The organism is Mesorhizobium sp. WSM4823 (assembly GCF_055811195.1).
Map to the genome: position 1 here is coordinate 450835 of NZ_JBVVQL010000003.1, position 13205 is coordinate 464039.

General features: G+C 62.3%; 14 protein-coding genes. 10 read left to right on the forward strand and 4 right to left on the reverse strand.

What is annotated here, in order from left to right; all coding sequences use genetic code 11:
• The first annotated feature begins 41 nt into the window (after window positions 1-41).
• The 5 genes from AC0L26_RS10935 to AC0L26_RS10955 all read left to right on the forward strand — a co-directional run bounded on the left by AC0L26_RS10935 (window position 42) and on the right by AC0L26_RS10955 (window position 3158).
• Window positions 42-704, forward strand: a complete 663-nt coding sequence (locus tag AC0L26_RS10935) for a YggS family pyridoxal phosphate-dependent enzyme (RefSeq protein WP_473632512.1) — start codon at window positions 42-44, stop codon at window positions 702-704.
• A 66-nt stretch (window positions 705-770) separates the two neighbouring features.
• On the forward strand, window positions 771-1025 hold the full coding sequence (locus AC0L26_RS10940) for a type II toxin-antitoxin system Phd/YefM family antitoxin (RefSeq protein WP_473632513.1): 255 nt from the start codon (window positions 771-773) through the stop codon (window positions 1023-1025).
• Window positions 1025-1426: a PIN domain-containing protein gene (locus AC0L26_RS10945; protein WP_473632514.1), complete on the forward strand. Its 402-nt coding sequence runs from the start codon at window positions 1025-1027 to the stop codon at window positions 1424-1426. The genes AC0L26_RS10940 and AC0L26_RS10945 overlap by 1 nt, the downstream gene beginning before the upstream one ends.
• 164 nt (window positions 1427-1590) lie before the next feature.
• On the forward strand, window positions 1591-1983 hold the full coding sequence (locus AC0L26_RS10950; protein ID WP_473632515.1) for a hypothetical protein: 393 nt from the start codon (window positions 1591-1593) through the stop codon (window positions 1981-1983).
• A gap of 125 nt (window positions 1984-2108) precedes the next feature.
• Window positions 2109-3158 carry an aldo/keto reductase gene (locus AC0L26_RS10955; RefSeq protein ID WP_473632516.1) on the forward strand — a complete coding sequence of 350 codons (1050 nt, stop codon included), beginning with the start codon at window positions 2109-2111 and terminating at the stop codon, window positions 3156-3158.
• A gap of 60 nt (window positions 3159-3218) precedes the next feature.
• Here AC0L26_RS10955 and AC0L26_RS10960 read toward each other — a convergent pair whose 3' ends face one another.
• Window positions 3219-4127 (reverse strand): LysR family transcriptional regulator, encoded by a 909-nt coding sequence (locus AC0L26_RS10960; RefSeq protein WP_473632517.1) that lies wholly within the window; start codon window positions 4125-4127, stop codon window positions 3219-3221.
• Between the two features lie 132 nt (window positions 4128-4259).
• Here AC0L26_RS10960 and AC0L26_RS10965 point away from each other — a divergent pair, with 132 nt between their 5' ends.
• The 3 genes from AC0L26_RS10965 (at window position 4260) to AC0L26_RS10975 (ending at window position 7892) form a co-directional block, all read left to right on the forward strand.
• On the forward strand, window positions 4260-5453 hold the full coding sequence (locus AC0L26_RS10965; RefSeq protein ID WP_473632518.1) for an MFS transporter: 1194 nt from the start codon (window positions 4260-4262) through the stop codon (window positions 5451-5453).
• 340 nt (window positions 5454-5793) lie between these two features.
• Window positions 5794-6813 (forward strand): SGNH/GDSL hydrolase family protein, encoded by a 1020-nt coding sequence (locus tag AC0L26_RS10970; RefSeq protein WP_473632519.1) that lies wholly within the window; start codon window positions 5794-5796, stop codon window positions 6811-6813.
• A gap of 44 nt (window positions 6814-6857) precedes the next feature.
• Window positions 6858-7892 carry an aldo/keto reductase gene (locus tag AC0L26_RS10975; protein ID WP_473632520.1) on the forward strand — a complete coding sequence of 345 codons (1035 nt, stop codon included), beginning with the start codon at window positions 6858-6860 and terminating at the stop codon, window positions 7890-7892.
• 295 nt (window positions 7893-8187) lie between these two features.
• Here the strand turns inward: AC0L26_RS10975 and AC0L26_RS10980 are convergent, their stop codons facing one another.
• Window positions 8188-8460: an usg protein gene (locus AC0L26_RS10980; RefSeq protein WP_473632521.1), complete on the reverse strand. Its 273-nt coding sequence runs from the start codon at window positions 8458-8460 to the stop codon at window positions 8188-8190.
• Window positions 8461-8768: 308 nt separating this feature from the next.
• Between AC0L26_RS10980 and acs the strand changes: the two genes are divergently transcribed.
• Window positions 8769-10724 carry an acetate--CoA ligase gene (acs, locus tag AC0L26_RS10985; RefSeq protein ID WP_473632522.1) on the forward strand — a complete coding sequence of 652 codons (1956 nt, stop codon included), beginning with the start codon at window positions 8769-8771 and terminating at the stop codon, window positions 10722-10724.
• Window positions 10724-11470, forward strand: coding sequence for an MOSC domain-containing protein (locus AC0L26_RS10990; RefSeq protein WP_473632523.1), 747 nt, complete (start codon window positions 10724-10726; stop codon window positions 11468-11470). Before acs ends, AC0L26_RS10990 begins: the two co-directional genes overlap by 1 nt.
• On the opposite strand, the gene AC0L26_RS10995 is transcribed toward AC0L26_RS10990, so the two are convergent.
• Window positions 11467-11889 (reverse strand): hypothetical protein, encoded by a 423-nt coding sequence (locus AC0L26_RS10995; protein WP_473632524.1) that lies wholly within the window; start codon window positions 11887-11889, stop codon window positions 11467-11469. The genes AC0L26_RS10990 and AC0L26_RS10995 overlap by 4 nt on opposite strands.
• Before the next feature lie 19 nt (window positions 11890-11908).
• Window positions 11909-13177, reverse strand: coding sequence for a cyclopropane-fatty-acyl-phospholipid synthase family protein (locus AC0L26_RS11000; RefSeq protein ID WP_354492606.1), 1269 nt, complete (start codon window positions 13175-13177; stop codon window positions 11909-11911).
• Window positions 13178-13205 lie beyond the last annotated feature (28 nt).

Sequence of the window (13205 nt, forward strand, 5' to 3'; positions counted from 1 at the left end):
CGGCGATCGGGCGAGTATCAAAACTAGAGGCAGATATAGGCATGACGAGCGCCGTCGAACAGTTTTTCACGGTCAAGGCGAAGATCGCCGCTGCCGAGCGCGAGGCGGGACGGCAGGCCGGCGCGGTGACGCTGGTCGCGGTCTCGAAGACCTTCGACGCCACCGATGTCCGCCCGGTCATCGAGGCCGGCCAGCGTATCTTCGGCGAAAATCGAGTGCAGGAAGCACAAGGAAAATGGCCGGCGCTGAAGGAAGTCATCCCCGACATCGAACTGCATCTTATCGGCCCGCTGCAATCGAATAAGGCGAAGGACGCGGTCGCGCTGTTCGACGTCATCGAGACGGTCGACCGCGAAAAGATCGCCGCCGAACTCGCCAAGGAAATCGCCAGGCAAGGCCGGTCACCAAAACTCTACGTCCAGGTCAACACCGGTTCGGAACCGCAAAAGGCAGGGATCGAACCGCGCGAAGCCGTCGCCTTCGTTACCCGCTGCCGTACGGTTCACGGGCTCGCTATCGAAGGTCTGATGTGCATTCCGCCGGCCGACGAGAATCCCGGCCCGCATTTCGCGCTGCTGGAGAAACTTGCGCTTGAGGCCGGCGTCGAAAAGCTCTCCATGGGCATGTCCGGCGATTACGAGACGGCGATCGCCTTCGGCGCAACCAGCGTCAGGGTCGGCTCCGCGATCTTCGGAGCCAGGTAGCGGATACCTTGATGTTCAGGCTTGCCCAGTATATATATCTAGCCAAGCTAGCTAGGATCATTCGTCATGAACTGGCATCTTCAGGACGCAAAGAATAATTTCTCCAAAGTGGTTCAACGCGCACGCAGCGAAGGACCGCAGACGGTAACCTTGCGTGGCGAGCGCGCAGCCGTGGTGCTTTCTGTCGAAGATTACGACCGTCTGGCGGGAAAAAAGAAGTCACTGGCAGAGTACCTTTTGACCGGGCCTGTCTGGGACGACGATTTCGCCGAGGAGGTCAACCGTCGCTCGGATACGATGATCCGCGACATCGACCTCTGATGTACCTGCTTGATACAAACATCGTTTCGGATGTGGAACGACGCTTACCCAAGCCAACCGCGTGGCTGGCTTCCATAGATCCGGATTCGATAAGTCTCAGCGTTATCACCATCGGCGAGATCGAGCGCGGGATCATCAAGCTGCGTAAAGTCGATCCTCAACGAGCCACCCGTCTTGATCTCTGGTTGCGAGAGCTTCGCCGAGACAATGCCGATCGCATCCTTGCGGTTACCGAAGAGGTCGCCTTGGCGTGGGGCCGCATTTCAGCCGGCCGAACGCGAGGCAGCGCCGATACACTCATTGCCGCCACCGCTTTTGTCCACGACCTCATCCTGGTTACACGCAACGTCGCCGACTTCGGCGATACTGGCGTGACAGTCCTCGACCCTTGGGAAGTCTGACTCATTTTTCGTCAGCCTCACAGCGCTGACGCGGTCGCAATGCTGGGACGATCGTAGCGACCGCGTCATAGCACCGCAATGCGAGGCCCTGGTTGCGCGCTAGCTCCGAGGAGAATCCGAGCGACCAAGCATGGCCGTTCCTTTGCACGCCGAAGGAGGGCATCATGAGCACTGAACGCATTCCCCATAATCGATATGTCTCCCATGGGCTGCATCCGCACGTCTATCTGGCGATGGTCGGGCTTGCTGCGTGGTACGCGCTATCGGCCTGGATAGGCTTCGGTGACGGCGGCTATACCGATTATCTTCTCGTCGTCATGACCGGATTCATCATCATCTCGGTGGCGCTGCCGGCCATTGCCGGGCGTGTCTGGCTTCGGCACCATCACCGTGGCGGCACAGCCGCCCACAGCTTCGAGGACTGGGTCGCCGGCGAATTCGATACCTGGCAAGGTCGCGTGAGCGCCAAGACTGCGCTGGTCGAGCTCCTCCTGCCGCTCGCCGCAGTCGCCTTCGGCATGACGGCCTTTGCGATCGTGGCGCGCCTGGCTGGTTGAGGCGGCGCCTTGCTGTTCGTAACGGCACCTTTCTGCCGGGTCGAATTCGTTCCGCTAGCAGACTTGAAACGAAACGTTCCGTTCCTATTTGCCAGACGTCACCACCAAACTTCTGGAGCCGCACCATGCGCTACAATCAACTTGGAAACACGGGGATGTTCGTCTCCGAACTTTGCCTCGGCACCATGACCTTTGGCGCCGCTGGCGAAAACGCCCAATGGGGCCTGATCGCCAGCCTCGACCAGGACGGCGTCGACAGGATCGTCGAGCGCTCGCTCGCGGCCGGCGTCAATTTCTTCGACACGGCGGACGTCTATTCCTTCGGCGCATCGGAACGGCTTCTCGGCCAGTCGCTGAGGAACCTCGGCATCAAGCGCCAGGATGTGATCATCGCAACCAAGGTCCATGGCGCCATGGACGACGGCCCCAACCAGCGCGGTTCCTCACGCGGCCACATCATGGATTCGGTCGATGCCAGCCTCGAGCGGCTGCAGCTCGACCATATCGATCTCTACCAGCTTCACGGCACCGACACGGTGACGCCGATCGACGAGACGCTGCGGGCGCTCGACGATCTGGTTGCCAGCGGCAAGGTCCGTTATGTCGGCGTCTCGAACTGGGCAGCCTGGCGCATCGCCAAGGCGCTCGGCATTGCCGAGCGCAAAGGCTTTGCCCGTTTCGAGACCGTCCAGTCCTATTACTCGATTGCCGGCCGCGATCTCGAGCGTGAGATCGTTCCGCTGTTAAACGAGGAAAAGCTTGGGCTGATGGTCTGGTCGCCGATGGCAGGCGGTCTGCTCTCCGGCAAATACGGACCGGGTGCTCCCGGCAATGGCGAGGGCCGCCGCGCCAGCTTCAATTTCCCGCCGGTCAACGAAGATCGCGCCTGGGCGGCGGTTGCCGTCATGCGCGAGATCGCCGGCAAGCACGGCGTCAGCGTCGCCACGGTCGCGCTGGGCTATGTGCTGGCAAAACCGTTCGTGATGAGCGTGATCATCGGCGCCAGCCGTTTGGAGCAGCTCGAACAAAACCTTGCCGCCACCGAATTGAAGCTCGATGCCGATGATCTTGCTCGCCTCGACGAGGTCAGCGCTCTGCCGGCCGAATATCCGGGCTGGATGCTCGAGCGTCAGGCGGCGGGCAGGCGGCCGGCGCCCTTTGCGCCGAAAAAGTAACTCAATCTCACTTTTCGATTGATATTTCGGGAGCCTGCGGGCTCTCGACCCTTTTTTGGCTCACGTCAGCCGGACCGTCTCGACCAGAAAGTCGAGAAAGGCCCGCACCCGCGCCGGCAAATGCTTGCCCTGCCCGACATAGACGGCGTGGGTAAGCTCCTCGTCGCCGGGGTTGAAGTCCTCCAGAAGCGGTACCAGCCGCCCGGCTGCGATGTCGGGTTCCACATGCCAGCGCGCCAGCCGGGCGATGCCCGCTCCGGAGAGCGCCATTAGCCGCATCGCCTCGCCATCGCTGACCAGTGCATTTCCGGTGATCGGCACGACAACAGCCTTGCCGGTCGCGTCGACGAAAGGCCAGCCGTCGACATGGCGCACGAAACAGAAACCCATCCGATTGTGACGATCGAGATCGGCCGGCGTTCGCGGCGTGCCATGCCTCCCGAGGTAGGATGGCGCGGCGACGACGACCACCGGACTTTGCCGGAGCTTGCGCGCCACCAACCGTGATTCGCCGAGCGGCCCGGCGCGGATGGCGATATCGGCGCGCTCCTCCATCAGGTCGATGACACTGTCGGTCAAAACTAGATCGATTACGATTTCCGGATAGCGCTCTAGAAAGCGCGGCAAAAGCGGGATCAGCCGGTGCTGCCCGAACGGCACGTAACTGTTGACACGCAACCGCCCACGCGGCGCGGCGCCCGCCGCCGCCTCGCGCTCGGCTGCCGCCATGTCGGCCAGGATGCGTACGCCGCTGTCGAAGAAGGCCACTCCCTCCGGCGTCAGTTGCAGCTTGCGTGTCGAACGGCTGACCAGCCGAGCGCCAAGACGCGCCTCCAGCCGCGCAATCAGCTTGCTGACCGCCGATGGCGTCATGCGCAGCGCACGTGCGGCGGCCGAAAAGCTGCCGGCCTCAACGACACGGACGAACACTTCGATCTCGCCGGAGCGGTTGATGTCGGGTCTCGCCATTCGTGAATCTATTTCACAGACAATGTGCCCAACGCAAGGCTGGTTCATAGCACATGGCGACACGATCTTCCGGGACGGGGCGTGGGAGGACGCGGCGTCCCTTTGTCAAACGGGCCGAATCGGAAGATCACTATGCCTCTTGCTCTTTATGCTCTCGCCGCCGGTGCCTTCGGCATCGGTGTCACCGAATTCGTCATCATGGGCCTGCTGCTCGACGTCAGCACCGATCTCGGCGTCTCGATCTCGGCCGCCGGCCAGCTGATTTCCGGCTACGCGCTCGGCGTCGTCATCGGCGCACCGCTGCTGACCATCGCCACCGGCCGCTGGCCGCGCAAGACCGTGCTTCTGGCACTGATGGCGATCTTTACGCTGGGCAATCTCGCCTGCGCGCTCGCCCCAGCCTATTGGACACTGATGGGTGCCCGCGTGCTCACCGCCTTTGCCCACGGCACCTTCTTCGGCGTTGGTTCGGTCGTTGCGACCGGCCTGGTGGCGCCCAACAAAAAGGCCTCGGCGATCGCGCTGATGTTTACCGGCCTGACCATCGCCAACATCCTCGGCGTGCCCTTCGGCACCTGGCTCGGCCAGGCCTTCGGCTGGCGGGCGACCTTCTGGGCGGTAACCCTGGTCGGCATCGTCGCCTTCGCCATCATTCTGCTGCTGGTGCCGCGCAGCCAGGCGGCGCCGGAGAAGAGCGACCTGCGCGGCGATCTCGCCGTGCTCGGCCGCGTGCCGGTCCTGCTTGGCTTCGCCACCACCGTGCTTGGCTATGCCGGCGTCTTCGCCGTCTTCACCTATATCGCCCCCTTGCTGACCGAGATCACCGGTTTTGGGGAAGCCGCCGTGTCACCGATCCTGCTTGTCTTCGGCGGCGGCCTCATCGCCGGCAATCTGCTTGGCGGCAAGTTCGCCGACCGCTGGCTGGTGCCTTCCGTTCTCGGCAGTCTCGTCGTGCTGGCGCTGGTGCTCGGCACGATGACCTTTGCTCTGCACAGCCAGGCGATGGCCGTCATCTATGTCGGCCTGCTCGGCGCCGCCGCCTTCGCCACCGTGGCGCCGCTGCAGATGTGGGTGCTGGAAAAGGCGCAAGGGGCCGGCCAGAGCCTCGCCTCGTCCTTCAACATCGCCGCCTTCAATCTCGGCAATGCCGCCGGCGCCTGGCTCGGCGGCGTGGTCATCGCCCATGGCCCCGGCCTCGGCGCCGTCACCTGGGTCGCCGCCCTGCTGCCGGTCGCGGCGCTCGGCGTCGCCACACTGGCGCTGCGTCTCGAAAGAAGCGAAGAGCGATTCGCACCGGTCGCTGTCTGCCCCGGCACCACGGAGTAACTGCTGCCCGAATGATCCGAATGCCCGATCCCGACAGAAACCACGACTCGACCCAAGAGGAGAGACCGTTGTGACCAGCATGAGATACCCGGTTCGCCGCGCCATCACTGCCGTGACAACCAAGCACTTGAAGCTAGCTCTGCTCGCATTGGTAGCTTCCTTCATATTCGATCCGGCCATCGCCGGCGAAAGGCAGGCTTGGGTGGGCACTTGGCTGGCCAGTCCTCAATCGACATGGGAAGCCGATTTTGCCCTCCCGGTTAAGATACCGCCGAAGCTTGAGAACCAGACCATCCGCCAGACAGCCAGGATCAGCCTTGGCGGCCAGAGGTTCCGCGTCGTGTTGTCGAACGAGTATGCAAGCACGCCGGTGCAGATCGGCGAAGCTCATGTGGCGGTCTCCGGCGATGGCTCAAAAATCGTGTCCGGCACCGATCGCGTAATGACTTTCGGCGGGCGGGAGAAGGCAATAATTCCGTCAGGCGCATCCCTGACCAGCGACCCAGTGGACTTGCCCGTCGACGCTCTGAGCCACCTTTCCGTGTCGGTCTATCTGCCGCCGGAAACGCCGCTCTCCACCTTCCATTGGGATGGCAAGCAGACTGCTTACATCGGCGCCGGCAACCAGACGGCTTCGGAAGCATTCGCGACCACCCAAACCACCGACGCACGTATCCTGCTTACCGAAATCCTGGTCGATGCGCCCGCAAATGACGGTGCCATCGTCGCCATCGGCGATTCGATCACCGACGGGAACGGGGCTTCGCTGGACACAGACAACCGTTGGCCCGACTTCCTCGCCGAGCGCCTCGTCCCGAAACAGATGGCGGTGGTCAACGCGGGCATATCCGGGGCCAGGCTGCTGGACGATGCAATGGGGGTGAAAGCATCCGCCCGCTTCAGCCGCGATGTCCTTGCTCAGCCCGGTGTCAAGGCCGTGATCCTGCTCATCGGCATCAACGACATCAGTTGGCCCGGAACGCCATTCGCGCCGGAAAAATCCCTCCCTTCGTTCGAATCCTTGATTAGCGGATACCTGCAACTCGCTGCCCAGGCTCACGCTCACAATCTCAGTATTGTCGGCGGCACGTTGACCCCGTTCGAGGGTGCGTTGAGGGGCACGCCTCTCGATGCTTATTACACGCCTGAAAAGGAGGCATTGCGCCAGAAGGTCAACAGCTGGATCAGAACCAGCGGCGCCTTCGATGCCGTAGTCGACTTCGACCTCTTGCTCCGAGACCCATCGCATCCGACGCGTCTGCTGCCCGAGTTCGATTCCGGCGACCATCTTCATCCGGGCGACAACGGAAACCGGGCCATGGCCGACGCCATCGACCTCAATATGCTAGTCAAAAACTGAGCGGAACATCGGCTGCCTAGCTTGCAACTCAAAAGGATAAGATCATGGACTATCGACGTCTTGGCGTATCGGGCCTGAAGGTTCCGGCGCTCTCGTTCGGCGCGGGAACTTTCGGCGGTTCGGGGCCGCTGTTCGGCGCCTGGGGCAACAGCGATGCGACGGAAGCGCGGCGGCTGGTCGACATCTGCCTTGAGGCCGGCGTCAACCTGTTCGATACCGCCGACGTCTATTCGAACGGCGCCTCCGAAGAGGTGCTCGGCGCGGCCATCAAGGGCCGCCGCGACGCCGTGCTGATCTCGACCAAGACATCGCTGCCGATGGGCGACGGACCCAACGATGCCGGCTCCTCCCGTTCGCGTCTCATCAAGGCCGTCGAGGACGCGCTCAGGCGTCTCGGCACCGATTACATCGACCTGCTGCAACTGCACGCTTTCGACGCCGCAACGCCGATCGAGGAGGTGCTGTCGACACTGGACAGTCTCGTGCGCGCCGGCAAGCTGCGCTATGTCGGCGTCTCCAACTTTTCCGGCTGGCAAGTGATGAAATCGCTCGGCCTGGCGGATAAGCACGGCTACCCGCGCTACGTCGCCCATCAGGTTTATTACTCGCTGGTCGGGCGCGACTATGAATGGGAGCTGATGCCGCTCGGCCTCGACCAGGGTGTCGGTGCGCTGGTATGGAGCCCGCTTGGCTGGGGCCGGCTGACGGGCAAGATCCGCCGCGGCGAGAAACTGCCGGAGAAAAGCCGGCTACACGACACCGCAAGCTTCGGGCCACCAGTCGAGGACGAGCAGCTTTACCGGGTGGTCGATGCGCTCGACGCGATAGCCGAAGAAACCGGCAAGACCGTGCCGCAGATCGCCATTAACTGGTTGCTGCAGCGCCCCACCGTCGCCTCCGTCATCATCGGCGCGCGCAACGAGGAGCAGCTTCGCCAAAACCTCGGCGCCGTCGGGTGGTCATTGACATCAGACCAGATGAAGAAGCTCGACGCGGCAATCGCGGTCACTGCGCCCTACCCGTATTTTCCGTATCGCCGGCAGGAAGGCTTCGCCAGGCTCAACCCGCCCGCGGTTTGACCGGCGCGATCATTCGTTTCGGGTGACCCCAACTTCGTCATCCCAGGGCGCAGCAGGAGCGAAGCTCCGTCGCGGAGACCCTGGGATCCATGCCGTTACCTTGTCGAAGTATGCAGCGAAGCAGAATTCTGCACCGCAGCAGCGCTTGGAAGTCGCGGCATGGATCCTCGGGTCTGCGCCGCGTCGCTACGCTCCTTGCTCCGCCCGTGGATGACGACGCGATGGACGTTTCCGCAAATCGCCAAGGCATGCGATCCGCCACGCAAAGCAGCCGTTAGAACTTCTGGGCCGTTGCCTAATGCAGCACGAACTCGCCATCGACCTTGTGCCATTCGTTGGGCGCGATCAGCTTCTGGTGCGTATAGCTCACCGAATGCAGCGGGCCATCGAGCTTGGTCTGCCAGAACTCGATGAACCGGATCAGTACCGGAAATTTCGGAGCGATATCGTAGTCCTGCCAGATGAAGCTCTGCAGCAGATGCGGGTGATCGGGAAAATGATAAAGAATCTTGGCCGTGGTCAAGCCATATCCCCTAAGCATCAGGTCGATTTCGGATTGGTCGCGCATTTCGATCCTCTGGGTTGATTCTCCTTTCCTCCCAATGCGAAATTGTGCGCGCTATTTGCTTAATCGTCTATTGATATTTCGTAGTCAGAGACCAGATTTACGACGCAAAAACATGCGGTTAGCAGCGATCGTAGTCGAGTGCTGATAGCGGCGAAAACGACGTCTGCGGCATCCCGCCGCGCGAATCCAACGTCTAATGTTGCCGTCACCGCGGAACTGTTAATAATGCGCGCGAATTCGCGGCCGCTTCGCCGCGATGCCGCCGGCGGTCAAGCCGGGCGGCCTGGTTTCGGGAGGAAAGTGAAAATATGTCCGAGGTTCATGTCCATCGCGTCCAGCCGGCGTGGAAGAAGAATGCGCTGATCGACAATGACACCTATTTGAAATGGTACGCCGACAGCGTGAAGAACCCGGACAAGTTCTGGGGCAAGCACGGCAAGCGCATCGACTGGTTCAAGCCTTACAGCAAGGTCAAGAACACCTCGTTCGACGGCAAGGTCTCGATCAAATGGTTCGAAGACGGCGAGACCAATGTCTCGTGGAATTGCATCGACCGGCATCTGAAGAAGCGCGGCGACCAGACCGCCATCATCTGGGAAGGCGACAACCCCTACGACGACAGGAAGATCACCTACAACGAGCTCTACGCGCATGTCTGCCGGCTCGCCAATGTGATGAAGAAGCACGGCGTCAAGAAGGGCGACCGCGTCACCATCTACATGCCGATGATCCCGGAAGCCGCCTATGCGATGCTCGCCTGCACGCGCATCGGTGCGATCCATTCTGTGGTCTTCGGCGGCTTCTCGCCGGACGCGCTGGCCGGCCGCATCGACGACTGCAAATCGACCTTCGTCATCACCGCCGACGAGGGCGTGCGCGGCGGCAAGCCGATCCCCTTGAAGGAGAACACCGACAAGGCGATCGAGATCGCGGCCAAGGCCGGAACGAAAGTCGAGAAGGTCGTGGTCGTGCGCCGCACCGGCGGCAAGACCGGCTGGGTGGCCGGACGCGACGTCTGGTATCACGACGAGGTCGCCACGGTTAAGGCGGAATGCAAGCCCGAGAAGATGAAGGCAGAGGACCCGCTGTTCATCCTCTACACGTCGGGCTCGACCGGCAAGCCGAAGGGTGTGCTGCACACCACGGCCGGCTATCTCGTCTATGTCTCGATGACCCACCAACATGTCTTCGACTACCATGACGGTGATATCTACTGGTGCACCGCCGATGTCGGTTGGGTTACCGGCCACAGCTACATCGTCTACGGGCCGCTCGCCAACGGCGCCACCACGCTGATGTTCGAAGGCGTGCCGAACTATCCGTCGCAGTCCCGTTTCTGGGACGTTATCGACAAGCACAAGGTCAACATCTTCTACACCGCGCCGACGGCGTTGCGCGCGCTGATGGGTGCCGGCGACGCCCACGTCGCCGGGACGTCGCGAAAGTCGCTGCGCGTGCTCGGCACGGTCGGCGAGCCGATCAATCCGGAGGCCTGGGAGTGGTATTTCAACGTCGTCGGCAACGGCAAGGTGCCGATCGTCGACACATGGTGGCAGACCGAGACCGGCGGCATCCTGATCACGCCGCTGCCCGGCGCCACCCACCTCAAGGCAGGTTCCGCGACGCGGCCGTTCTTCGGCGTCAAGCCGCAACTGGTCGACGGCGACGGAAAGGTGCTGGAAGGTGTCGCCAGCGGCAACCTCTGCATCGCCGATTCATGGCCAGGCCAGATGCGTACCGTCTATGGCGATCACGAGCGTTTCGTGCAGACCTATTTTTCGACCTATAAGGGCAAATATTTTACCGGCGACGGCTGCCGCCGCGACGCCGACGGCTACTACTGGATCACCGGCCGCGTCGACGATGTCATCAATGTTTCCGGCCACCGTATGGGCACGGCCGAGGTCGAATCCGCACTCGTCAGCCACGACAAGGTCTCGGAAGCCGCCGTCGTCGGCTATCCGCACGACATCAAGGGCCAGGGCATCTACTGTTATGTCACGCTGATGGCAGGCGAGAAGCCGAGCGAGGAGCTGCGCAAGGAACTTGTTGCCCATGTCCGCAAGGATATCGGCGCCATCGCCACGCCCGATAAGATCCAGTTCGCTCCCGGCCTGCCGAAAACCCGTTCGGGCAAGATCATGCGGCGTATCCTGCGCAAGATCGCCGAGGACGATTTTTCAGCACTTGGCGATACCTCGACGCTGGCTGACCCGGCGGTCGTCGACGACCTCGTCGCCAACCGGCAGAACAAGAGGGCCTGATGCCCGCCTCGACGGAGATCGGCACTGTCAGCGAGCTCTGGCGCTATCCGGCGAGCTCGCTCGCCGGCGAACGCCAGGATGTGATCTCCGTCGCACTCGATACCATCGACGGCGACCGCCTGTTCGGCCTCGTCGATGCTTCTGACGGTGAGATCGCGCGGCCTGACCGCGAGGGGAAATGGCACAAGGTGCCGCTCATCCGGACCCGGCTGAGTGGTGACCGCGCGCTTGAGATTGCCGTGCCCGGTGGCAAGTGGCTGACGGCGCCGAGCATCGAGAGCGACTATGCCGTTTCCGCCTATCTCGGCTTCGCGGCATCGATCCGGCCGTTTCGCCAGAAAGACGCGCCTGACTACGCCGGCCTTCTGACCGTCGAGCGTTACCGCAAGGCGCCCATCCACCTCCTGACCACCGCTTCGCTGGCGCGCCTGAAGGCGCTGCACCCGGAAGGCGCCGTCGACCCGCGCCGTTTCCGCCCCAACATCGTCATCGACATGACAGCGATCGAGGGGTCGTTCCCGGAAACGGAATGGATCGGACGCAAGCTGGCGATCGGCGATCTGCTGCTGACCATCTCCGAACCATGCCGCCGCTGTGGCTTCACCATCATCGCCCAGGACGGCTTCGACCACGACCCGGCAATCCTGCGCAATCTGGTTCGCCACAACGCGCACAATCTTGGCGTCTATTGCACGGTGGACAGGCCGGCGCGGGTAGAACTCGGCGCAACGATGCGCTTGGTTTAGGGCAGTGCCATCGCTCGGACTCTCCGGGCCTGCTCCCTTAGGCCTGACATGCCAACATTATCCGCGCGAAGATTGATCGTTCCAGAGCCGCCCTTGGCCAACGCCTGGTCCAACATGTCTGCAAGCGTCTTGCCTTCCCTGGCAACATCAACAGCCTTGCTTTTATCCTCTTTTGCCTTGGCCTCACCGTCCTTGGCCTTGTCTGTCTCGACGGATTGCACTTTGACGCCCCATAGCGCCCCGGCAGCGGCAAACGCCAGCGACTGAAGCGCCGTCATGATGGACATCATGCGGCCCCATGTGGTCTCATCCACGTTAAGCCGGTTCCACATCAGCGCAATAGTAACAAACCACATCACCAGGGTTGCTATGGCCAGTAGCCACGGCACACCGATTCTTAGGATCTTCGGCTCAGCCATTTATGCGCCCCCTCTCGCGCTACCGATACAAATCCGCCCGCGTTGGCGGCAGACCGCTTGGTCCCCGCGCCCGCTTGGTTACGACGGTCTGGAATATCTGCGCCGAAGCGCGTTCGAAGGTGATCGAGCAGCCGGTGAGATAAAGCAGCCAGAGGCGCGCCTTGGCTTCGCCGACCTCGGCGATCGCTTCGTCGAAACGAGCGTGGAGGCGCTCAGCCCACAGGCGGCAGGTGCGGGCGTAATGCTCGCGCAGATTCTCGACATCGTAGACGAGAAAGCCGTGCGCTTCGAGATTGCCGAGCGTCATGCCGATCGTGTCTAGCTCGCCGCCGGGAAAGATGTATTTGATCAGCGCCTTGAATTCCGGACCCTTGCGCAGGGTCTTCTTGATGTTGCCCTTGTCGCGCCGGGTGATGGCGTGGTGCAGATAGATGCCACCCGGTTTGAGCAGGCGATGGATGGTCGAGAAATAGGTGGCGTGGTTGGCAAGCCCCAGATGCTCGAACATGCCGATCGACGATATCTTGTCGAAGGAGCCGGACAGCTCGGCGTAGGATTTTATCTCGATGGTGATGCGATCCTCCAGCCCCTCGGCGCGGATGCGCTCGCGGGCGAGCTGGGTCTGGGCTTCCGACAGAGAAACGCCATGGCCGACGACGCCGTAATTTTTCGCGGCATGGATGAGCATGGCTCCCCAGCCGCAACCGATGTCGAGCAGCCTTTCGCCCGGCTTCAGCCGGAGCTTGCGGCAGATGTGGTCGAGCTTGTCCTTCTGCGCCTGGTCGATACCGTTGGCGAAATCGGTGAAATAGCCGCAGCTATAGACCATGCGTTCGTCGAGGAAGAGCCGGTAGAAGGCGTTCGAAATGTCGTAGTGGTGCTGGATCGCTTGCCTGTTCGACCCGCTGACGAAAGGATTGCGCCCGGAAAGGTCGGTCCGCGCCGCCATCTGCTTTCTCGAAAACAGCACGGCCGGCAGGTCGCGCAGGACCGCAAGCTTGGGCAGCGACTTTAGCTTTGTCCGGAGCTTGCCTTGGGAAGGCAGCGCGTAAAAATCGAACAGCGATCCGCCTTCCACGTCGATGGTCTTGGAAATCCACATTTCGATCAGCGTCGAGAGGTTGGGCCGGCGCATCACCTGCCAGACGATGTCCTGGTCGTTGATGGTGAGCACGGGGCCGGTGGCGGGCCCGATCCGCTCGCCGGTCCACAGCTTGACCGCGAAACCGGGCTTTAGCGTTTCGATGACGGTTCGAACGATCCGCGCGGCTCTTTCGGCTGCCTCCATCCCTGGTCCTCCCCCTGTTGGCACACTG